Here is a 21,616-nt window from a genome sequence, read left to right on the forward strand (position 1 = left end):
GTCACGCCCCGATGACCTGCTGGTACTTGCCCTCGTACTCCTTCTCCTGCTTCTCGTCCAGGACCATGAACACCTTGGACCTCGACAGCAGTGTTTCGTCCGGGAAGATCAGCGGGTTGGCGGCCAGTTCCGGGTCGATCTTCTCCATCTCGGCCTGCGCGCCCTTGACCGGGCAGATGTAGTTGACGTACGCGGCCAGCTTCGCGGCGATTGCCGGCTGGTAGTAGTGGTTGATCAGCGCTTCGGCGTTTGCCTTGTGGGTGGCCTTGTTCGGCACCATCATGTTGTCGCTGAACAGCATCACGCCGGAGTCCGGCGCCACGAATTTGATCTTCTTGTTCTCGGCGGAGAGCTGGATGATGTCGCCGGACCAGCCGACGCACGCGGCGATGTCGCCCTTGGCCAGGTCGGGCGCGTAGTCGTTGCCGGTGAACTTGCGGATCTGCCCGGAGGCGACGGCCTTCTTGAGCGTGTTCAGCGCGTCGTCGAACTGGGCGGTGGTGAAGTTCGCCGGGTCGTGGCCGTTGGACTGGAGCAGCAGGCCCATCGTGTCGCGCATCTCGGACAGCGCGGTCACCTTGCCCTTGAGGTCGGGGCGGGTCAGCAGTTCGTCGACCGTGCGGATCTCCTTGGTGACGCCGCCGTTGTAGGCGAGGCCGGCGAGGCCGGACTGCCACGGGATGGAGATCCGGTTCTCCGGGTCGAGCGGGCGGTTGAGCAGCGACGGCAGCAGGTTGGCCGCCACGTTGGGGATCTTGGCCGGGTCGAGCTTCTGGATCCAGCCGAGCCGGATCATCCGGGCGGCCATCCAGTCGGTCAGCACGATGAGGTCCCGATCGGTGCCCTGGCAGGCGGCGAGCTGGTTCTGCACCTTGCCGAAGAACTCGTTGTTGTCGTTGATGTCCTCGGTGTACGTCACCTGGACACCGCTGGAGGCGACGAACGCGTCCAGGCTGGGCCGCTTCGACTCGTCCTTGTCGTCGACGTCCATGTACTGCGGCCAGTTCGAGAACGCCAGCTTCTTCTCCGTGCCGGAGAGGTCTTCGCTGACGCAGCCGGCCTCGGTCTGCTGGGCGCCCTTGGTGCCGCAGCCGGCGAGCGCACCCGCCGTGGCGAGCATCGCGGCAGATCCGAGGGTGCCGGTGAGCAGACCACGCCGGGTGAGGGGCCGGAGGGGAGTTCGCATGTGACGACTCCTAGGGGGGTCATCGCCGGCGGGCGGGACAGGGGGTGGCCCGGCGGCGGGAGGGTCTTCAGGCGATGGACGACTGATCCTGACATGAGCCGACCTGCCTCACAAGGGATTCCGTTGCCGCGATAGCCCTGCGCCACGAATTACGCCAGATCGCACCGGGGGCACTACGATTCCGTGGGAGAAGCGGACATGGGGAGCGGACGATGGCCATCCGGCAGCAGGAGAGCGGCAGCGGGGGGCGACGTGTCGCCGTCCGTGAGGGCGCCAGTCACGCTCTGTTGGACGACGTCGCCAAGCAGATCATCGAGCAGCTCCAGGAGGACGGCCGCCGGCCGTACGCGACGATCGGCAAGGCGGTCGGCCTGTCCGAGGCGGCGGTACGCCAGCGCGTGCAGCGACTGCTCGACGCCGGGGTGATGCAGATCGTCGCGGTCACCGACCCGCTCCAACTCGGCTTCCCCCGCCAGGCCATGATCGGCCTGCGCACCGACGGCGACCTGGAGGCGGTGGCCGACCGGCTCGCCGAGTTCGAGGAGGTCGACTACGTGGTGATCACCGCCGGGTCGTTCGACCTGCTCGCCGAGGTGGTCTGCCGCAACGACGCCCACCTGTTGGAGATCCTGCAACGGCTGCGCGCCGTCGAGGGCGTGCTCGCCACCGAGGCCTTCGTGTACCTGAAGCTCCGCAAGCAGACCTACAGCTGGGGTACGGCCTGAGCCACCCTTGCCCGGCCGGTCGGCGGTCAGGCGTTGTGGCCTGCCCGCTTCCTGCGCACGCCCGATTCCTGGCGAGGATGTGCACTCGGGAGCCTTTGGAGCTGATGTCGCAGACGACTCACCTCATCGGCCCGCCCCGACCAAGAAACCCGAGGGCAACGAGTGCAGACGGCGGCCGAGCTGGACGGCCGAGAGCAACGCATCCCTGGCCGGGGCGTGATGTCGCAGACGGCTCAGCTCCAAAGGGCCCGCGAAAGCCCCCCAGTACCTCGGGCCGGAACCGGCGACGGGGCGGCGAGCGGCACGCCCCCAAGCGACACGGCGAGCCATGGGCGGGCGGGAGTTCCAAGGAAGCCACCGGAGATGCGGATTCCGTTGTTCTTGTCGTCAGCCCTCGCTGATTCCGTTGCCTCAGGCGTCAAGCACCACCGATCCCACTTGCTTTACCCGTGAGGGCTGTGGGATAACCGTGGGCAGAGCGGCCGGTGTCACCCCAGACCGGCCCGAGACCCGATGGGGCTGACATGGCCAACGCCACCGACCACCTCTGGATGCACTTCACCCGGATGGCCAGCTACTCCGCCGGCGAGGTGCCGACGATCGTGCGCGGCGAGGGCGCGTACGTGTGGGACTCGCAGGGCCGCCGCTACCTGGACGGGCTCGCCGGGCTGTTCGTCGTCAACGCCGGGCACGGGCGCACCGAGCTGGCTGAGGCCGCCGCCAAGCAGGCCGGCGAGCTGGCCTACTTCCCGCTCTGGTCGTACGCCCACCCGAAGGCCGTGGAGCTGGCCGAGAAGATCGCCTCGCTGACCCCCGGCGACCTGAACCGGGTCTTCTTCACCACCGGCGGGTCGGAGGCCGTCGAGGCGGCCTGGAAGCTGGCCCGGGCGTACTTCAAGCGCACCGGGAAGCCGAACAAGCACAAGGTGGTCAGCCGGTACATCGCGTACCACGGCACGTCGATGGGGGCGCTGTCGATCACCGGCCTGCCCGGCATCAAGAGCGACTTCGAGCCGCTGGTGCCCGGCGGCATCAAGGTGCCGAACACCAACTTCTACCGGGCGCCGGAGCACGGCGACTCGCCCGAGGCGTTCGGCCGGTGGGCGGCCGAGGAGATCCGCCGGGCCATCGAGCGGGAGGGGCCGGACACGGTCGCGGCGGTCTTCCTGGAGCCGGTGCAGAACTCCGGCGGCTGCTTCCCACCGCCGCCCGGGTACTTCGAGCGGGTCCGCCAGATCTGCGACGAGTACGACGTGCTGCTCGTCTCCGACGAGGTGATCTGCTCGTGGGGCCGGCTCGGCGAGTACTTCGGTGCCGTCCGCTACGGATTCCAGCCGGACATCATCACCACCGCCAAGGGCATCACCTCCGGGTACGCCCCGCTCGGCGCGATGATCGCCAGCGACCGGCTGATGGAGCCGTTCCTCACCGAGACCGGCATGTTCGCCCACGGGGTGACCTTCGGTGGCCACCCGGTCTCCTGCGCGGTGGCCCTGGCCAACCTGGAGGTGTTCGCCCGGGAAGACCTGATCGGGCACGTCCGGGCCAACGAGGACGCCTTCCGGGCCACCCTGGAGAAGCTGCACGACCTGCCGATCGTCGGCGACGTGCGGGGCGACGGATACTTCTACGGCATCGAACTGGTGAAGGACAAGGCGACCCGGGAGACGTTCGACGAGGCGGAGTCGGAGCGGCTGCTGCGCGGCTTCCTGTCCACCGCGCTGTTCCAGGCCGGGCTGTACTGCCGGGCCGACGACCGGGGCGACCCCGTGGTGCAGCTCGCCCCGCCCCTGATCGCCGAGCAGCAGCAGTTCGACGAGATGGAGCAGATCCTGCGCGCGGTGCTCACCGAGGCGTGGGCGCGGCTGTAGCGGTCGACGGCCGATGCGTTACCAGGAGCTGTCGTACTGGCTGTCCACGGTGGACGAGCCGCTGACGCCCCGCCCGCCGCTCGGCGGGGACGCCGACGCGGACGTGGTGATCGTCGGGGCCGGGTACACCGGGCTGTGGACGGCGTACTACCTCGCGGTCGCCGACCCGGCGCTGCGGATCACGGTGCTGGAACGGGAGATCGCCGGGTTCGGCGCGTCGGGGCGGAACGGCGGTTGGTGCTCGGCGCTGTTCCCCACCTCGCTGCCGGCGCTGGCCCGCCGGCACGGCCGGGACGCGGCGCTGCGGATGCAGCGGGCCATGCAGGAGACCGTCCGCGAGGTGGGCCGGGTGGTCGCCGCCGAGAGGATCGACTGCGACTGGCAGCTCGGCGGGACGGTGGTGCTGGCCCGCAGCGAGGCCCAGCTCGACCGGGCCCGGGCCGACGTGGCCGAGGCCCGCGCGCACGGCCTGGACCCCGCCGACCTGGTGCTGCTCGACGCGGCCGAGGCCACCGCCCGGTGCGCCGCCGAGCGGGTGCGCGGTGGGACGTACACCCCGCACTGCGCGGCGCTGCACCCGGCCCGGCTGGTCCGCGGGCTGGCCCGGGCGGTCGAACGCCGCGGGGTGCGGATCCACGAACGGACGCCGGTGACGGCGATCCGGGCCGGGGCGGCGGTGACCCCGGCCGGGACGGTCCGGGCGCCGGTGGTGGTGCGGGCGACGGAGGGGTACACGCCGGGGCTGCCCGGGCAGCGGCGGGCGGTGGCGCCGGTCTACTCGCTGATGGTGGCCACCGAGCCGCTGCCCGAGCAGACCTGGGCGCGGATCGGGCTGGCCCAGCGGGAGACGTTCTCCGACCACCGGCACGTCATCGTCTACGGCCAGCGCACCGCCGACGGGCGGCTGGCGTTCGGCGGGCGGGGCGCGCCGTACCATTTCGGGTCCCGGGTCTCCGCCGGCTTCGACCGGGAGCCGCGGGTCTTCGCCGCGCTGCGTCGGGTGCTGGGCGAGCTGTTCCCGGTGCTCGGGCCGGAGGTGCCGGTCAGCCACACCTGGGGCGGACCGCTCGGGGTGGCCCGGGACTGGTCGGCCTCGGTCGGGCTGGACCCCGCGACGGGGCTGGCCTGGGCGGGCGGGTACGTCGGCGACGGGGTCGGCACCACGAACCTCGCCGGACGTACGCTCGCGGACCTGATCCGGGGCGCGGAGAGCGACCTGACCTCGCTGCCGTGGGTGGGCCACCGCTCGCCTCGCTGGGAGCCGGAGCCGGTGCGCTGGCTGGCCGTCAACGCGGGCCTGAGGGTGATGTTCTCCGCCGACCGGGCGGAGCTGCGGACGGGCCGGGCGTCCCGGCGGGCCGCCCTGTTCAACCGCTTCCTGGGCCACTGACCCGGCGCGGTCAGTGGTTGGGCGGGATCACCCGGAGGTGGCCGCGGCGGCCGGTCTGGGGGTGCTGCGATTGCTGCGGGTGGTGCTGCTCGTCCGGGGGGCGGGGCGGCGCGGGCCGGGCCGCCTCGCGGACCGCCTCGGCGAGGGCGACCAGGTCGTCGGCGCTGGGCGGCGGGGGCTCGAACTCGCCCTCGTGGCGGACCACGTTCCAGCCCCGGGGGGCGGTCAGACTGCGGGCGTGCTGCTCACAGAGGTCGTACGTGTGCGGTTCGGCGAAGGCCGCCAGGGGCCCGACCACGGCCGTCGACTCGTTGTAGACATAGGTCAATGTGGCGACCGCTTGCCGGGGGCAGCCGTTTCGGGAGCAGCGCCGTGGTGACCTCACGGCGGGAGGGTATCTCCATTACCGGGTCCGGCGCACTGGTTCGCGTTGCGACACGCCCGTCATCGAGATCACAATTCGCAACATTCGACGAGCAGGGCACGGACGGCGCGCCGCAGGAGCGGCACAGCCGCAGGCGGGGCCGCGCGGCGGGCTACCCTGTGCGTCATGACCAGTCCGGAACACCGCCGTCCCGGCTCCGGCCGGCGCACCCACCGTGACCGGCACGGGCGGGGTCTGCGTGGGCGGCTGGTGCCGGCGACGGTGCCGCTGGCCCGGACCAAGGCCGAGGTCTTCGACGATCTCGTGCTGGACACGGTGGAGGCCCTGGAGCGGCGCTTCGCGAAGGAACTGGCCGGCGTCGAGTTCGCGGTGGAGGACGTGCCGCCGGACCTGAACGTGTACGACTCCGACGTGCTGGAGGACGGCGAGGTGCCGCTCGCCCGGCTGCTGCCCGGCCGCCCCGGCCGGCAGGAGGTGCCGCCGCGGATCGTGCTCTACCGCCGACCGCTGGAGTTCCGGGCCATGGACCGGGAGGACCTGGCCGACCTGGTACACGACGTGATCATCGAGCAGGTGGCGAACCTGCTCGGGGTCGACCCGGACGAACTGGCCTGAGCCTGAGCCGGGCGGCCCCCACCGCCCCGGCCCGGCAACGCTCAGGCGGCCCGCCGCTTGAGCTTGCGCCGCTCCCGTTCCGAGAGCCCACCCCAGATTCCGAACCGCTCGTCGTGGCCGAGAGCGTATTCCAGGCATTCGGTCTTGACCTCGCACCGCGAGCAGATCCGCTTCGCCTCGCGGGTCGAGCCGCCCTTCTCGGGGAAGAACGCCTCCGGATCGGTCTGGGAGCAGAGTGCCTGCTCCTGCCACTCCGGCGCGTTCCCGAGCAGGTCGGCCACCTCGAGCTGGCCGTCCATCTAAAGATGCCTCCTTGTCGCGCACCGGCGTCGTCGCCGCTGCAACCCCCCACGCGAAAGGCGTGCTTGTCCGTACGGTCCCGATTTGCTGCGTTCCGCGCGAACAACCCCATTCAAATTACACGTGTGTAATACGTGCGCCGTCAAGCCGGACTTGATAATGGAGTCGCCCTCCCGACACGCCACGGGCGACCGCTCCGGCCGCCCAGCCTCGCAACCTGCCCTATCGATTCAGACCCCGGACGAGTAACGCCCTCCTCGGCGAGTTGCCCGAGTTTTCTGCCGTGGCGGTCCACCGGGCGACGCCACCGGACGCGCCGGCAGCGACCCCGACGGGGTGCCCCACCACGATGCTGATCTTGGTGGGGCACAGGTTAACGCGACTCGGCCGCGATCGCCCGTCGAGCCGGGACCGCCGACCGCGCCTCGTCCACATCGTGGACGAGGCACGGCGGTCCAACCTGATCGGAGGATCAGTACGGGACCCAAGGTTCCCAGCTCGACCAAACGAACCCGGTCACCACTCCACCGACGACGAGCACCGCACCGGCGGGTGCGTCACCGTCCCATCAGACGGTATGACGCACCCGGTCCGCATCCGGCTGGCCGCCCCGTCGTTGTCGATATGGATCTCGTATCGCACGTCGTCGCCGAATTCGCTGAGGCCCGAGCCGCGAGAGGGGAACTGGGACGGCAGGTAGCCGGCCCCCGGGTACGGGGCCGGCGGGGAAGACCTCGGCGCTACGGCCGCGAGTGGCCGTACGCGGTGGTCCGCTTCCGGGCCGGTCGCCCGGCCGCCGCGGCGATGCCCCGCAACTGCTCCTCGGTGCGCGCCGAGCCGTTGCCCGAACCGGCCATCCGGGAGATCGTCTCCTCCATCAGGGTGCCGCCCAGATCGTTGCAGCCCCCGTTGAGCATCGCCACCGTGCCCTCGTCGCCGAGCTTCACCCAGGAGCACTGGATGTTGGCGATCCGGCCGTGCAGCAGCAGCCGGGACATCGCGTGCACCACCCGGTTCTCCCGCCAGGTGGGCCCGGGACGGGCGATCCCGGCGAGGTAGATCGGGGCGTTGGTGTGCACGAACGGCAGCGCGACGAACTCGGTGAACCCGCCGGTGCGGTCCTGCACCCCGGCCAGCACCCGGAAGTGGGCCAGCCACTGCCCGGGGTGGTCGACGTGGCCGTACATCATCGTGGAGCTGGACCGGATGCCCAGCTCGTGGGCCGTGCTGACCACGTCGACCCAGGCGGCGGCCGGCAGCTTGCCCTTGGTGAGCACCCAGCGCACCTCGTCGTCGAGGATCTCGGCGGCGGTGCCCGGGATGGTGTCCAGGCCGGCCTCGCGCAGCCCGGCCAGCCACTCCTTCACCGGCACGCCGGCCTTCGCCGCCGCCGTGACGATCTCCATCGGGGAGAACGCGTGCACGTGCATCCCCGGCACCCGGGCCTTGATCGCCCGGATCAGGTCGGCGTAGCCGGTGACCGGCAGCTTCGGGTCGATGCCGCCCTGGAGGCAGACCTCGGTGGCCCCGACAGCCCAGGCCTCCTCGGCCCGGTCGGCGACCTGGTCGACGGAGAGCCGGTACGCGTCGGCGTCGCGTTCACGCTGGGCGAAGGCGCAGAACCGGCAGCCCACGTAGCAGACGTTGCTGAAGTTAATGTTGCGGTTGACGACGTAGGTGACGTCGTCGCCGACGGTGTCCCGGCGCACGTCGTCGGCGAGCCGGCAGAGCCGGTCCAGCGCCGGGCCGTCGGCGGCGAACAGCGCCAGAGCCGCGTCGGTGTGCCGGGGGTCGAGCAGCGCCGCCGGGTCGTCGGCGGCCAGCCGCAGCCCGGTACGCAGGTCGGCGTCGCCGGAGCCGGCGGCCGCCCTCGGGGCCGCGCCGCCCCCGGCCGGGCTGGGCACGGGGCCCGCGTCGGCCTGGGCCGCCCTGGCAAGGGCGGGCTGGGGCCGGGCCGCCCCCGCGAGGCTGGCGTCGGCCTGGAGGGCGACCTCCGACCAGTCTCCGTAGACGCTGTCGAAGTCGCCGCGCCGGTCGTCGGTGCGGCCGGTGGTGTCGATGGTGGTGTGCAGGTCGGTCCGGCCGCCGCCGAAGACCTCCTCCGGCTCCTGCCAGGGACGGCCCACCGGGCGGGCCGCCTCGACCGCGAGCCCGGTGGCCGGATCGGCCAGCGCCGACACGTGCGGCAGCAGTCGCGGGTCCAGCCACGGGTCGCCGGCCCGGACGTACTCGGGGTAGATCGTCAGCCGCTCGCGCAGCGTGAAGCCGGCCCGCGCGGTGTGCCGGGCCAGCTCGTCGAGCTGCGGCCAGGGGCGCTCCGGGTTGACGTGGTCCGGGGTGACCGGCGAGACGCCGCCCCAGTCGTCGATGCCGGCGCGCAGCAGCAGGTCGTACTCGCCCTCGATGAGGTTCGGCGGGGCCTGGATGCGGGCCCTCGGCCCGAGCAGCACCCGGGTCACCGCCACCGTCGCGGCCAGGTCGTGCAGCTCGGCGTCGGGCATGCCCCGCATGGCGGTGTCCGGCTTGGCGCGGAAGTTCTGCACGATCACCTCCTGGAGGTGGCCGTACCCACGCTGGGCCCGACGGATCGCGAAGATCGCGTCCACCCGCTCCGCCGGGGTCTCGCCGATGCCGATCAGGATGCCGGTGGTGAACGGCACGCCGACCCGGCCGGCGTCGTCGAGCACCCGCAGCCGGACCGCCGGCTCCTTGTCCGGCGAGCCGTAGTGCGGGCCGCCCGGCTCCGACCAGAGCCTGGTGGCCGTGGTCTCCAGCATCATCCCCATGCTCGGCGCGACCGGCTTGAGCCGCTGCAACTCCGACCAGGAGAGCACGCCCGGGTTGAGATGCGGCAGCAGTCCGGTCTCCTCCAGCACCGCCACCGCGCAGGCGCGCAGGTAGTCGATGGTGGAGTCGTAGCCCCGCTCGTCCAGCCACTCCCGGGCCGCTGGCCAGCGTTCCTCGGGCCGGTCGCCGAGGGTGAACAGCGCCTCCTTGCAGCCCTGGGCGGCGCCCTCGCGGGCGATGGCCAGCACCTCGTCCCGGTCGAGGAACGCGGCCGGCAGCCGGTGCGGGACGGTGGCGAAGGTGCAGTAGTGGCAACGGTCCCGGCACAGCCGGGTCAACGGGACGAACACCTTCTTGGAGAAGGTGACCACACCGGGGCGGCCGGCCTCGCGCAGGCCGGCGTCGCGGATGTCGCCGGCGACCCGGAGCAGTTCGTCCAGCGCGGGCCCCCGGGCGGCGAGCAGGGCGGTGGCCTCGTCGACGTCCAGCGCCCGCCCGGATGCGGCCCGGCGCAGGGCGCGCTCGACGCTCGCCGCGGTGGGCCCCGACTCCGTGCGATCAACCATAAGTCCAGCCTATGCGCTGGCCCGCACACGCCGATACCGTGCCCGTGCCCACCCCGCAGGGCGGGAGAGCGAGGCGCACCGGTCCCGGCGGCACGCACAGCCCCACGCCGTCCGGCCCTTCGGGTGCCGCTGTCGTCGCCAGAGTGGAAACAGCGGCACCCGAAGGGCGGCGGTCAGTCCTCGCGCTGGAAGCGCTGGGTGCGGTCGCTGTCGGAGTCCTGCTGCCCGCCGAACGCGCCCGGCTCGGTGGGTTGGCGCGGGATGGCCTGGGTCGGGTCGGCCGACGGCGGCTGGCCGAACGGCGGCGCGGGCTGCGGCACGGGCTGCGACGCGGGGAACGGCGGCGCCGACTGGGGCGGGGTGAACGGCGTCGTCTGCGGGTACGGCGGCGCCGACGACGGGGCCTGGGCGAACGGCGGGGCCGGCTGGCCGTACTGGCCGGCGGCCGGACCGAACTGACCGGGCTGACCGGGCTGACCGAACTGGCCAGGCTGACCGGGCTGGCCAGGCTGGGTGGGGGCCGGGTAGCCGCCCGGCTGGCCGGGGGCCGGCCAACCGCCCTGCTGCCCCGGGGCGGCCCAGCCGCCCTGCGGGCCGGGCTGGCCGGGCTGGCCCGGCTGCTGCGGCCAGCCGGGCTGCGGCTGGCCGTACACGCCGGGGGCCGGCTTGGGCTTCGGGGTGAAGTAGAGGGCGCGCCAGACCCGGACCACGACGAACGCGGCGATCGCGAAGATCGCCAGCCAGGCGATCCGGGTGAGCAGGCCGAGGAACGCGTCGAGCACCTCCGCCTTGGCCAGCCGGTCCACCGTCCAGACCAGCAGGGTGAGCGCGCCGAACAGGGCGCCGAAGGCGTACCCGCCCAGCGCCACCTGGGTGATGAGCTTGGCCCGGGGCACCACCGGGGCGACGTGCGTGGCGAGCAGCACGGCCAGCACCGGCAGCACGGTCGCCTCCAGCCCGGCGAACAAGAAGAAGCTGCTGCCCGACCGGCTGTAGAAGGTGCTGTAGTCGGTTGGGGCGAGCAGCCGGATCAGGCCGACGAAGAGCAGCACGGCGTTCGCGCCGAGCAGGACGAACGCGATCAGCTCGCGCAGCGGATCGGTGAGTTGGCGAGCCGGGATGGCGGGGCGGGACGCGGGCGCCGCGTCACCGGACGCGGGCTCGGCGGGGCTGGTCACGAACTCCCCCTCGGGGCGGTAACGGACAGTTGCCGACGTGAGCCTAGTCTCTCCGGCCACCGGCACCCTCAGGGCGGGGCGTGCGGAAGGATGGACGCCATGCGCATCGTCGTTCTGGCCGGCGGTATCGGGGGCGCCCGATTCCTGCTCGGCGTCCGGGCGTACGCCCGCGAGGTGGGGGCCGAGGTGACCGCCGTGGTCAACGTCGGCGACGACCTCTACCTGCACGGACTGAAGGTCTGCCCCGACCTGGACAGTGTCATGTACACGCTCGGCGGCGGCGCCGATCCCGAGCGCGGCTGGGGGCGGGTCGGCGAGACCTGGACGGTGAAGTCGGAGCTGGCCGCGTACGGCGCCGAGCCGACCTGGTTCGGGCTCGGCGACAAGGACATCGCCACCCACCTGGTCCGCACCACCATGCTGACCGGCGGGTACCCGCTGTCGGCGGTCACCGACGCGCTGGCCACCCGCTGGCAGCCCGGCGTACGCGTGCTGCCGGCGACCGACGACCGGCTGGAGACGCACGTCGTGGTGGACGACCCCGGCGGCGGCCAGCGGGCGGTCCACTTCCAGGAGTGGTGGGTGCGACACCGGGCGGACGTCCCGACCCACCGGTTCGTCTTCGTCGGCGCGGAGACCGCGAAGCCCGCACCCGGCGTGCTGGACGCGATCGCCTCGGCCGACGTGGTGCTGGTGGCGCCGAGCAACCCGGTGGTGAGCGTCGCCCCGGTGCTGGCCGTGCCGGGGCTGCGGGAGGCGGTCACGGACGGTCCGGCCCCGGTGGTCGGCATCTCCCCGATCATCGGCGGCGCGGCGGTGCGTGGGATGGCCGACCGCTGCCTGGCCGTGGTCGGCGTCGAGTGCAGCGCCGCCGGGGTGGGCGGGCTGTACGGGAGCCGGTCCTCCGGCGGCCTGCTGGACGGCTGGCTGGTGGCCCCCGAGGACGCCGGCACCGTGCTGCCGGACGTGCCGGTCCGGGCGGTGCCGTTGCTGATGACGGACGAGGCGGCGACGGCGGCGATGGTCCGGGCCGCGTTGGAGCTGGTGTGAGGCTGGAGATCCTGCCGGTGCTGGGCATCGGCGACGTGACCGAGGGCGACGACCTGGCCGCGCTGATCGCGACCGCCGCGCCGTGGCTGCACGACGGCGACGTGCTGGTGATCACCAGCAAGATCGTCTCCAAGGCCGAGGGAAGGCTGGTGGACGTGCCGGCCGACGGGCCGGAGCGGCTGGCCGCCCGGGACGAGGTGCTGGCGGCGGAGACCGCCCGGGTGGTGGCCGCCCGGGGGGCGACCCGGATCGTGCAGACCCACCACGGCTTCGTGATGGCCTCCGCCGGGATCGACGCCTCGAACGTGGACAAGACCCGGCTGGTGCTGCTGCCGCAGGACCCGGACGCCTCGGCGCGGGCCCTGCGGGCGGCCCTGCGCGAGCGCTACGACCTGGACGTCGCGGTGATCGTCAGCGATACGATGGGCCGGCCCTGGCGCAACGGGCTCACCGACGTGGCGCTCGGGGTGGCCGGGATGCCGGCGATCCGCGACCACCGGGGCGAGGTCGACCCGTACGGCAACGAGCTTCAGCTCACCCAGATGGCCGTGGTGGACGAGCTGGCCGGCGCCGGGGAGCTGATCAAGGGCAAGTGCGACCAGGTGCCGGTCGCGGTGGTACGCGGGTACCTCATGGCCACCCGGGACGACGACGTCGGCGCGCGGGAGCTGGTCCGCGACGCGGAGCTGGACCTCTTCTCGCTCGGCACCGCCGAGGCGAGGGCGGCCGGGCTGGCCGCCGCCGCGGTGCTGCCCGACGGCCCCGGCGAGGCTGCGGCCGACCCGGCCGCCGTGCGGCGGGCGATCGCCGCGGTGGCCGGCGTGATCGCCCCCGGCACGGTGTTCACCCACGTCACCGACCACGAGGTACGCGCCACGCTGGTCGCCGCCGTGCCCGGCTGGCCGGGGCGGGCCACCGATCTGGTGCTCGGCGAGCCGCCGACCCCGGTCGATCCCGGGGACCTGGTGCGCTTCGGCGCGGACCTGCAACGCCTGCGCACCGCGTTGGCCGCCGAGGGGGTCCCGTCGGCGCTGCTACCGCCGCCGACTGGTAGCACGGCCAGCGCCGCGCTCGCCCTCTGAGGCACGGCCGGCACACCCGTCAGCGGCCACCATTCCGCGCCCGCTGGGGCACGGGCGGGCTGCCGTTTGAGCATGGGCCGCGCCCGCTGGAGCACGGGCCGCGCCCGATGACGGGCGGCGGTCCGCTCAGGCGTCGAGGATGGCGCGGCCCAGCGGGGTGAGGGTGTGCAGCACCGTGTTGCGGTCCCGGTGGCTGACCAGCAGGCCGGCGTTGCGTAACACGGTGGCGTGCTGGCTCGCCGCGGCCGGGGAGATGCGCAGGCGGCGGGCCACCTCGCCGGTGGTGCACCCCTCGTCGGTGGCCTCCAGCACCGCCGCCCGGGTCCGGCCGAGCAGGGCGGCCAGCGCCTCCCTGCCGCTGCCGGTCGCGCCGCCCGCGCCGGCGGTGTGGGCCAGCCCGCCCAGCCGGTCCACCGGGTAGACCAGCACCGGCGGCAGCGCCGGGTCGAGCAGCGCCACCGGGGTGCTGGCGCAGAAGAACGACGGCACCAGCAGCAGGCCCCGGCCGTCCAGGTGCAGCTCCCGGCTGTCCGGGTAGCCGTGGATCTCCAGCACCCCCGACTCCCACCGGGCCATCGGGCGGAGGCTGGCCAGCAGCCCCTCGACGCCCCGGTCCAGCAGGGCCCGGGCCCGCCGCGCCCGGTCCGCCTCCACGGCGGCCTGGATGTGCGGCCAGTACGGGCTGAGCGCGAGTGCCCCGTACTGCTCCATCGAGTCGGTCAGCTGGCGCAGCAGCTCGGGCTCGCCCCGGGCCAGCGCCGCCGCCGAGGGTGGCAGGGGGTGCCCCGCGACCAGCCGGGTGAGGTCCCGGTGCAGCAGCGGGACGGGCGTGCTCCGCACCGCGTCCAGCCCCGCCTCCAGGCCCTGGACGCTGTCGTGCGGGGTGAGGAAGTCGGGGAAGTAGCCCTGGCCGGGGTTCAGCGTGAACAGCAGCCGGAGCTGCTCCTTGCCGACGTGCCGGCGCAGCTCCCGGGAGACGCCGCGGCGCCAGCCCGAGGTCAGCGGGTCCCGACTGCGCACCTGGAGCACGTGCACGCTGAGGATCAGTTCCCAGAGCGGGTCCGCACCCGGGGCGACCCGGGTGCGGAGGATGTCGTCGGGGGAAAAGTAGATCTTCAGCATTGGAGCGCTCCCCTGCCGGTGCACAGCGGGCTGGCCCGCTGACCGTTCGCACTGTACCCGGACGGCATTTATCTCCACTTTTAAGCGTGGACTGAAAAACCTCGACGGCCCGGGCCCGACTTCGGCATGCTCTGCTTGCTCCGCAACGGGCCGATCCGTCGTCGACGCCGGCCCGGGACACCGGGGCCGGGGAGGATCCGGCGGCCGGGCGGCACCACGAGGGTCTGCGGCCCTTGTTCCGCAGGGGTGCCACCCGGCCGCTCACCCGGGCGGGGCGATCAGCCGATCCAGAGCGCGATCCGGTGGTCCTCGTCCGTGACGTACCAGCAGTGGCCGTGCTCCTCGGCCAGCCCCTCAACGTGATGGAACGGGGCCAGGTCGGCCACCAGCTCGGCCGGGAGCAGGTGCCCCGCCGCCTTCTCCAGCCGGAACCGGACGTGCCGCGAGGTGACGTGCCCGCCCTGCGGGTGGTCGTCCAGCAGCACCGAGCCCTTGCCGAGCGCGTCGATCGAGCCGACGATCGCGGCGTAGCCGCCGTCGGGCAGCGGGGTCACCGCCCGGAAGCCGGCCAGTGCCCCCGGCGGGGTCACCCCGGTCACCGCGTACGCCCCGAGGGCGCGCGGCCAGCCGCCCGCGTCGAACATCTCCGGCACGCCGGCCACCTCGACCAGGATCGGGTCCCCGTCGGCGGTGACCGGGAAGCGCAGCCCGAGCAGCGCGGTGCCGTCGGGGGTGAACGCGGCGGCCTCCACGTTGATCGGCAGGTCCCCCGCGGCGAGCCGGGTCACCCAGCTCTTGGCCCGGGCGGTGCCCCGGGCGACCGTCTCGACGATGAACCGGTCCCGGACCCGCTCCCCGGGCGGCAGGGTGGCCAGTTCGGCCCCGGCCAGCGCGTCGTTGACCGCGCGGTGCAGCCGGAACCGGTTGCGCACCACCCGCACCGGCAGCCGGCCGCCGGCGGCGTCGGCCTCGCGGAACCGGGCCACGAACGCCCGGCGCGGGCGCAGCGGGCCGCCCTTCGAGCCGAAGTGGGAGCCGAAGACGTACACCCAGCCGTCGTGGTGGGCCAGCGCCTCGCCGTCCTCGGTGCGACCGTTCTCTTCGCCGGCGTCGGCGGCCACGTGGTGGGCGGCCCATCCGCCGTCCTCGTGTTCGAGCAGCAGGGCCAGGCAGCGCTCGACCGGCCCCTCGTCGAGGACGGTCCAGAAGCCGCGCCGGGCGCGGTGGGCGGCGAGCAGGGCCGGGGAACGCACCGGCAGCAGGTCGCTGGCCTCGTTGCCGGCGACGACGAACTCGACGAGTCGCAGGGTCACGGGGCAAGGGTACGGATCGGACGCACGCGCCTAGAGTGTCACCGTGCCAGACGCAAGGAAGGACCTCCTGGTGACGCCTCCGGCAGAGCAGAAGTCCCCTCCGGACAGCGCGCCGGCCGGCGGGGCGTACGCGGCCCTGCACGCCGACGCGACGGCCGTGCTGGCCGGGTGGACGCCGACCGGCGCGGCGGCCGGCCGGGCCCGGGACCGCACCCTCGACCTGCTGGCCGGCGGGCCTGCGGCGCTGGGCCGGGAGCACCGGGCCGGCCACGTCACCGCGAGCGCGCTGGTCCTCGACGCCACCGGCGAACGGATCCTGCTCTGCCTGCACGGCAAGTTCCACCGGTGGGTGCAGCTCGGCGGGCACTGCGAGCCCGGCGACCGGACGCTGGCCGGGGCCGCGCTGCGCGAGGCGGGCGAGGAGTCCGGGATCGCCGGCCTGGTCGTCGACCCGGTCCCGATCGACGTGGACATCCACCCGGTGGCCTGCCAGGGCGGCTCGCTGCACCACGACGTGCGGTTCGCGGTCTTCGCCCCGCCGGGCGCGACGGAGCGGGTCAGCGACGAGTCCGAGGCGCTCGGCTGGTTCCCCCCGGACCGGCTGCCCGAGCCGTTGGCCGGCGGCACCGCCCGGCTCGTCGTCCCCGCCCTGGCCGCCCTGCGCCGCCGCGCCGGCTGACCCGGGGCGCACCCGGTCCCGGGGGCAGGTCGACCCTGCGGGGGACACCCCGGGCGGCGGGCCGGCCGCCGCCCGGGTCGGACGGGTCAGACGTAGTTCTCCTCGCCCCGGTCCTTCAGCTCGTCGACGAGGGCCTTGACGTCCTGGGCGCGGTCGCGGGGGCAGACCAGCACCGCGTCCGGGGTGTCGACCACGATCAGGTCGTGCACGCCGAGCACGGCCACCAGCCGGCCGGACTGCGGGACCAGCACCGTCGCGGTGGTGTCGCGCAGCAGCACGCCCGGCTTGGCGTCCACGCCGAGCACCACGTTGCCGGCCGGGTCGGCCGGGAGCACGTCGCCGAGGGTGTGGAAGTCGCCGACGTCGTTCCAGCCGAAGTCGCCGGGGACCGTCGCCACCCGGCCGGCGGTCGCCGCGCCCTCCATCACCGCGTAGTCGACGGAGATCTTCGGCAGGGTCGGCCAGACCGTGCCGAGGACGTCGTCCTGCTCCGGGGTGCCCCAGGCGGCGGCGATCGCGGTGATCCCGGCGTGCAGCGCCGGCTGCTGCCGGGCCAGCTCGGCCAGGAACACGTCGACCCGCCAGACGAACATGCTGGCGTTCCACAGGTGGTGCCCCGAGCGCAGGTACGCCTCCGCCACCTCGGCGGCCGGCTTCTCCTTGAACTCCCGCACCGGCCGCAGCGGCCCGTCCCCGACCTGGTCGCCGGTGTGCAGGTAGCCGTACCCGGTCTCGGCCCGGGTGGGGGTGATCCCCACCGTCATCAGCAGCCCCTGCTCGGCGCCGCGCACCGCCTCGCGGACCGTGGCCACCCACGCGTCGGCGTCCCGGATCAGGTGGTCGGCGGCGAAGGAACCCATCACCGCGTCCGGCTCGCGCAGCGCGATCACGGCCGCGGCGAGGGAGATCGCCGCGCAGGAGTCCCGGGGCGAGGGCTCGACGAGGATGTTCTCCTCGGGCAGGCCGGCAAGCTGACGCGCCACCGCCGCGACGTGCGCGGCTCCGGTGACCACCAGGGTGCGCTCCGGGGCGGTCAGCGGCGCCAACCGGTCCACGGTCGCCTGGAGCAGGGACGCGGGGGTACCGGTGAGCGGGTGGAGGAACTTGGGATGGCCCGCACGGGACAACGGCCACAACCTCGTGCCGCTGCCACCCGCCGGGATGACGGCGTAGAGCATCAGCACATCATGCCCGAACCGGCACGCTACGGACGCACCGTCGGCCGAACCCTCAGGCGCGGGCCCGGCTCCACGCCGCGATGTGCACCTCGGCGCTGGACTCCCAGGTGAACTCCTTGGCCCGGTCGAAACCGGCCTTGGCCAGCGACAACCGGCGCTGCTCGTCGTCCAGCAGGGCGGCCAGGTCGGTGGCGATCTGGGCCGGGTCCTCGCTGGTGTAGGCGACGGCGTCGCCGCCGACCTCCGGCAGCGACAGCCGCGGGGTGGTCAGCACCGGGGCGGCGCAGGCCATCGCCTCCAGGATCGGCAGGCCGAAGCCCTCGCCGTACGACGGGTAGGCGGCGACCAGCGCGCCGCCGAGGAAGCCGGGCAGGTCGGCGTAGCGGAGGTAGCCCGGGCGGAGCAGCCGCAGGTGCGACGGGACCTCGGCGACCGCCCGGTCGATGTCGTCGTCGTGCCCCTGGCCGCCCGCGATCACCAGGGCCGGCGGGTCGGCCCGGTCGGCCACCGCCTGGGCCCAGCCGCGGATCAGGTTGGGGACGTTCTTGCGCGGCTCCTTCGCCCCGAGGAAGGCGACGTAGCTGCTGTCGCCGAGCCCCAGCCGGGCCCGGACCCGGGCCTTCTCCTCGTCGCCCGGGGCGTGGAAGGCGGCGTGGTCGACTCCGTGGTAGGCGACGTCGATCCGGGTCGGGTCGGCGTCGAGCAGCCGGATCAGCTCGTCCCGGGTGGCCTTGCTCGGCACGATCACCCGGGCGGCGCGGCGCAGCGAGGTCTTGATCGCGCTGCGGAAGAACGTCCGGCGGGACTTGTCGTAGTGCTCCGGTTCGGTGAAGAACGTCGCGTCGTGCACGGTCACCGTGACCGGGCAGCCCGCCCGCAGCGGGCACGTGTAGAACGGCGAGTGCAGCACCTGCGCGCCGATCTGCTGGGCCAGCAGGGGCAGGCCGGTCTGCTCCCAGGCGAGCCGGGCCGGCCGGTGCGCCACCGCGGCCGGGGCGGCGACGATCTCCGCGCCGGGCAGCATCCGGGTGTAGCGCTCCAGGTCGGTGCGGAGGCTGACCACGGCCAGGTCGACCCCCTGGCCGCACACCTTGCCGAGGGCGCCGAGCAGGCCGTCGACGTATCGACCGACGCCGCCACGGTCGGCGGGGACACTCGTGGCGTCGATGAGTACGCGGGGCGGGCGACCGGCGGTCACGGGGCGACTCCTTGAAGTGGCAGATCTGTGGGGAACAACACTCCGGGCAAGCCTACGCCGGAGCCAGCCCCGAGCGCTGACTGCGACCCGACGGTACGCCGACTTGTCGTTGTCAACGAGCACGGGGCGCGGGGGGCGTATCGTTCGCGCCGATGGCCGACAACATTGCCCGGGTGTTCGCCGACGCGATCGACCCGGACCCCGCCCGCCCCCTGCTGACCTGGTACGACGACACCACCGGCGAGCGCACCGAACTGTCCGGCGCGACGCTGGCCAACTGGGTGGCCAAGACGGCCAACCTGCTCGTCGACGAGATCGGCACCGGGCCGGGCGAGTCGGCCGCGGTGCTGCTGCCGCCACACTGGCAGACCGCCGCCGTGCTGCTCGGCTGCTGGTCGGTGGGGCTGACCGTGGCCGACGGCCCGGGCCCGGCCGAGGTGCTCTTCGCCGCCGTCGACCGGGTCGCCGAGGCGGACGCCTGGCCGGCCGGCGAACGGTACGCGCTCGCGCTCGCCCCGTTCGCCCTGCCGCTGCGGGAGGTGCCCGCCGGCTTCGCCGACTACGTGCTCGCCGTCCGGGCACACGGCGACCACTTCACCCCGTACCCGAAGGGTGGGCCGCAGGACGCGGAGCTGCTCGCCCTCGCGGCCAGCCGGGCAACGGAGCTGGGCATCGCCCGGGGTGGCCGGGTCCTGCTGGACGCCGCCACCCACCCCGACCCGGTCGACTGGCTGCTGGCCCCGCTGACGGCCGGCGCCACCATCGTCCTCTGCGGCAACCTCGACCCCGCCCGCGTACCCGCCCGCACGAGCACGGAGAAGGTCACCCTGACCCTGGCCTGACGCCCATCATCCGGTGCTGCTGGGCGGAAGGCGGCATACGCCGGTCTCGCGGGGCGTCACGACTGCATGATCGATGGGGTCGGGTGGGTCAGGTGGGTCAGGTGGGTCAGGTGGGAGAGTTGGTGGGCGTGCGGCGTTGGGCGAAGACGGCGAAGGCCGTCAGGGACTCCGGGTTGGCCAGGGCGCCCCTGGCCGCCGCGTTGTCGACCGGGGTGCCGGTGAGGATCTTCTTCACCGGGACCTCCAGCTTCTTCGCCGACAGGGTGCGCGGGACGGCCCGCACCTGGTGGATCTCGTCGGGGACGTGCCGCGGCGAGAGGGCGGTGCGCAGCTCGCGGCAGATCTTCTTCCGCAGGTCGTCGTCCAGGTCGAGGCCCTCGGCCAGCACCACGAACAGCAGCAGTTCCCCGGCGCCGCCCTCGTCGTCCTCCAGGTGCACCACCACCGATTCGACGACCTCGTCCAGGCCCTCCACGACGGAGTAGAACTCGGCGGTGCCGAGCCGGACGCCGCCCCGGTTGAGGGTGGCGTCGGAGCGGCCGGTGATCACGCAGCCGCCCCGGTCGTTGATCGTGATCCAGTCGCCGTGCCGCCACACCCCGGGGTAGACGTCGAAGTACGCCTCCCGGTAGCGGGCGCCGTCCGGGTCGTTCCAGAACCCGACCGGCATGCTCGGCATCGGCGCGGTGATCACCAGCTCGCCCAGCTCGCCGACGACCGGAGTGCCGTCGGCGGAGCGGGCCTCCACCTTCGCCCCGAGGGCCCGGCAGGTGATCTCCCCGGCGTGCACCGGCAGCAGCGGCACCCCGCCGACGAAGCCGGTGCACACGTCCGTGCCGCCGGAGAGGGACTGGAGCTGGAGCGCGTCGCCGACGGCGGCGTACACCCAGGTGAAGCCCTCGGCGGGCAGCGGCGCGCCGGTCGAGCCGACCCCGCGCAACGCGGACAGGTCGGCGATCTCCCTCGGCACCAGGCCGGCCTTGCGGCAGGCCAGCAGGAACGGCGCGGAGGTGCCGAAGTACGTGGTGCCGGTCTCCTCGGCCAGCCGCCACAGCCCGCCCAGGTCGGGGTGGCCGGGGTTGCCGTCGAACAGCACGATCGCCGCGCCCACCGCCGGCCCCGACACCAGGAAGTTCCACATCATCCAGCCGGTGGTGGTGAACCACAGGAACCGGTCGCCGGGGCCCAGGTCGTGGTGCAGGGCGAGCATCTTCAGGTGCTCCAGCAGGATGCCCCCGTGGCCGTGCACGATCGGCTTGGGCAGCCCGGTGGTGCCGGAGGAGTAGAGCACGTACAGCGGGTGGTCGAACGGCACCGGGGCGAAGGCCAGCGGCTCGTCGGTCGGCGCGGCCAGCTCGGCCCAGGAGATCACGCCCTCGGGCGCGGCCTCCATTCGGTCGGGAGCGCCGCCTAGCGGCGCGGAGGCCGAATTGTGGCCGCCGGCGCCGGCCGGGTCGAGGTACGCGATGCCGACGGTGTGCTCCAGCGACGGCAGGGCGGCCCGGATGGCGGCCACCTCGGCACGCCGGTCGACGGGCTTGTCGCCGTACCGGTAGCCGTCGACGGCGACGAGCACCCTCGGCTCGATCTGCCGCCACCGGTCGACGACGCTGCGGGTGCCGAACTCGGGGGCACAGGAGGAGAAGACCGCGCCGAGGCTGGCGGTGGCCAGCAGCAGCACGTACGTCTCGGGGATGTTCGGCGCGTACGCGGCCACCCGGTCGCCGGGGCCGACGCCGAGGCGGCGCAGCCCGGCCGCCACCCGGCGGACCCGGTCGCGCAGCTCGGCCGCCGTCAGGGTCTCCGGCGCGCGGGTCTGCCCGTGGGCGATCACCACCGGGTCGTCGTCGCCAAGCCCGGGCATCCGCAGCACGTTCTCGGCGTAGTTGAGGGTGGCCCCGGGGAACCAGCGGGTGCCGGGCATCACCGGGTCGGTCAGCGTGGCCGTGGGCGGGGTGTGCGCGACGACGTCGAAGTGCTCCCAGACGGAGCGCCAGAACGCGTCGAGGTCGGTGACCGACCACCGCCACAGCGCGTCGTAGTCGGCGAACTCCAGCCCGCGGTGCTCGGCCAACCAGCGCAGGTAGTCGCCGATCCGGGAGCGCTCGCGCACGTCCGCCGGCGGCGTCCACAGCACGTCACCCACTGC

Annotated in this window: 18 protein-coding genes; 8 read left to right on the plus strand and 10 right to left on the minus strand. The window is 73.8% G+C overall.

Annotation, left to right across the window (positions count from 1 at the left end):
- Position 1: 1 nt before the first annotated feature.
- The gene (locus OOK41_RS28730) at positions 2-1,186 is read right to left on the minus strand and encodes a spermidine/putrescine ABC transporter substrate-binding protein (RefSeq protein ID WP_117665718.1); all 1,185 of its coding nucleotides are present in this window, start codon (positions 1,184-1,186) and stop codon (positions 2-4) included.
- Between the two features lie 212 nt (positions 1,187-1,398).
- Between OOK41_RS28730 and OOK41_RS28735 the strand changes: the two genes are divergently transcribed.
- The 3 genes from OOK41_RS28735 (at position 1,399) to OOK41_RS28745 (ending at position 5,172) form a co-directional block, all read left to right on the plus strand.
- Positions 1,399-1,911 (plus strand): Lrp/AsnC family transcriptional regulator, encoded by a 513-nt coding sequence (locus OOK41_RS28735; RefSeq protein WP_117665716.1) that lies wholly within the window; start codon positions 1,399-1,401, stop codon positions 1,909-1,911.
- Between the two features lie 524 nt (positions 1,912-2,435).
- Positions 2,436-3,782, plus strand: a complete 1,347-nt coding sequence (locus OOK41_RS28740) for an aspartate aminotransferase family protein (RefSeq protein ID WP_117665714.1) — start codon at positions 2,436-2,438, stop codon at positions 3,780-3,782.
- Positions 3,783-3,795: 13 nt separating this feature from the next.
- Entirely contained in the window at positions 3,796-5,172 is a 1,377-nt protein-coding gene (locus OOK41_RS28745) for an FAD-binding oxidoreductase (RefSeq protein WP_266267381.1), read from the plus strand.
- 10 nt (positions 5,173-5,182) lie between these two features.
- Here OOK41_RS28745 and OOK41_RS28750 read toward each other — a convergent pair whose 3' ends face one another.
- Entirely contained in the window at positions 5,183-5,557 is a 375-nt protein-coding gene (locus OOK41_RS28750) for a DUF3499 domain-containing protein (RefSeq protein WP_117665712.1), read from the minus strand.
- A gap of 165 nt (positions 5,558-5,722) precedes the next feature.
- Here OOK41_RS28750 and OOK41_RS28755 point away from each other — a divergent pair, with 165 nt between their 5' ends.
- Positions 5,723-6,172 (plus strand): metallopeptidase family protein, encoded by a 450-nt coding sequence (locus OOK41_RS28755; RefSeq protein WP_091670584.1) that lies wholly within the window; start codon positions 5,723-5,725, stop codon positions 6,170-6,172.
- A 41-nt stretch (positions 6,173-6,213) separates the two neighbouring features.
- Here the strand turns inward: OOK41_RS28755 and OOK41_RS28760 are convergent, their stop codons facing one another.
- From OOK41_RS28760 to OOK41_RS28770, 3 genes are all read right to left on the minus strand, one after another.
- Entirely contained in the window at positions 6,214-6,471 is a 258-nt protein-coding gene (locus OOK41_RS28760; protein WP_007074725.1) for a WhiB family transcriptional regulator, read from the minus strand.
- A 741-nt stretch (positions 6,472-7,212) separates the two neighbouring features.
- Positions 7,213-9,825, minus strand: coding sequence for a bifunctional FO biosynthesis protein CofGH (locus OOK41_RS28765; RefSeq protein WP_266267382.1), 2,613 nt, complete (start codon positions 9,823-9,825; stop codon positions 7,213-7,215).
- 173 nt (positions 9,826-9,998) lie between these two features.
- Entirely contained in the window at positions 9,999-11,003 is a 1,005-nt protein-coding gene (locus OOK41_RS28770; RefSeq protein ID WP_266267383.1) for a hypothetical protein, read from the minus strand.
- 99 nt (positions 11,004-11,102) lie between these two features.
- Here OOK41_RS28770 and cofD point away from each other — a divergent pair, with 99 nt between their 5' ends.
- Complete coding sequence (cofD, locus tag OOK41_RS28775; RefSeq protein WP_117665706.1) at positions 11,103-12,053, plus strand: 2-phospho-L-lactate transferase; 951 nt, start codon at positions 11,103-11,105, stop codon at positions 12,051-12,053.
- A complete protein-coding gene (locus tag OOK41_RS28780) occupies positions 12,050-13,135 on the plus strand; it encodes a coenzyme F420-0:L-glutamate ligase (protein ID WP_117665704.1) in 1,086 nt (361 codons plus the stop codon). The genes cofD and OOK41_RS28780 overlap by 4 nt, the downstream gene beginning before the upstream one ends.
- A gap of 126 nt (positions 13,136-13,261) precedes the next feature.
- Here the strand turns inward: OOK41_RS28780 and OOK41_RS28785 are convergent, their stop codons facing one another.
- Together OOK41_RS28785 and OOK41_RS28790 are read right to left on the minus strand one after the other, a co-directional pair.
- Positions 13,262-14,257, minus strand: coding sequence for a winged helix-turn-helix domain-containing protein (locus OOK41_RS28785; RefSeq protein ID WP_266267384.1), 996 nt, complete (start codon positions 14,255-14,257; stop codon positions 13,262-13,264).
- 278 nt (positions 14,258-14,535) lie between these two features.
- A complete protein-coding gene (locus OOK41_RS28790; RefSeq protein ID WP_117665700.1) occupies positions 14,536-15,570 on the minus strand; it encodes a hypothetical protein in 1,035 nt (344 codons plus the stop codon).
- A gap of 136 nt (positions 15,571-15,706) precedes the next feature.
- Here OOK41_RS28790 and OOK41_RS28795 point away from each other — a divergent pair, with 136 nt between their 5' ends.
- Positions 15,707-16,249, plus strand: a complete 543-nt coding sequence (locus tag OOK41_RS28795) for an NUDIX hydrolase (RefSeq protein WP_266268030.1) — start codon at positions 15,707-15,709, stop codon at positions 16,247-16,249.
- A gap of 86 nt (positions 16,250-16,335) precedes the next feature.
- On the opposite strand, the gene OOK41_RS28800 is transcribed toward OOK41_RS28795, so the two are convergent.
- Positions 16,336-17,427: a mannose-1-phosphate guanylyltransferase gene (locus tag OOK41_RS28800; protein ID WP_266267385.1), complete on the minus strand. Its 1,092-nt coding sequence runs from the start codon at positions 17,425-17,427 to the stop codon at positions 16,336-16,338.
- Between the two features lie 52 nt (positions 17,428-17,479).
- Positions 17,480-18,625, minus strand: coding sequence for a glycosyltransferase family 1 protein (locus OOK41_RS28805; protein ID WP_117665698.1), 1,146 nt, complete (start codon positions 18,623-18,625; stop codon positions 17,480-17,482).
- 152 nt (positions 18,626-18,777) lie between these two features.
- Here OOK41_RS28805 and OOK41_RS28810 point away from each other — a divergent pair, with 152 nt between their 5' ends.
- On the plus strand, positions 18,778-19,467 hold the full coding sequence (locus tag OOK41_RS28810; protein ID WP_117665696.1) for a TIGR03089 family protein: 690 nt from the start codon (positions 18,778-18,780) through the stop codon (positions 19,465-19,467).
- A gap of 106 nt (positions 19,468-19,573) precedes the next feature.
- On the opposite strand, the gene OOK41_RS28815 is transcribed toward OOK41_RS28810, so the two are convergent.
- The gene (locus OOK41_RS28815) at positions 19,574-21,613 is read right to left on the minus strand and encodes an acetoacetate--CoA ligase (protein WP_117665694.1); all 2,040 of its coding nucleotides are present in this window, start codon (positions 21,611-21,613) and stop codon (positions 19,574-19,576) included.
- Between the last annotated feature and the right edge of the window lie 3 nt (positions 21,614-21,616).

Origin of the sequence: Micromonospora sp. NBC_01655 (assembly GCF_026339755.1) — a bacterium.
Lineage (GTDB): Bacteria > Actinomycetota > Actinomycetes > Mycobacteriales > Micromonosporaceae > Micromonospora.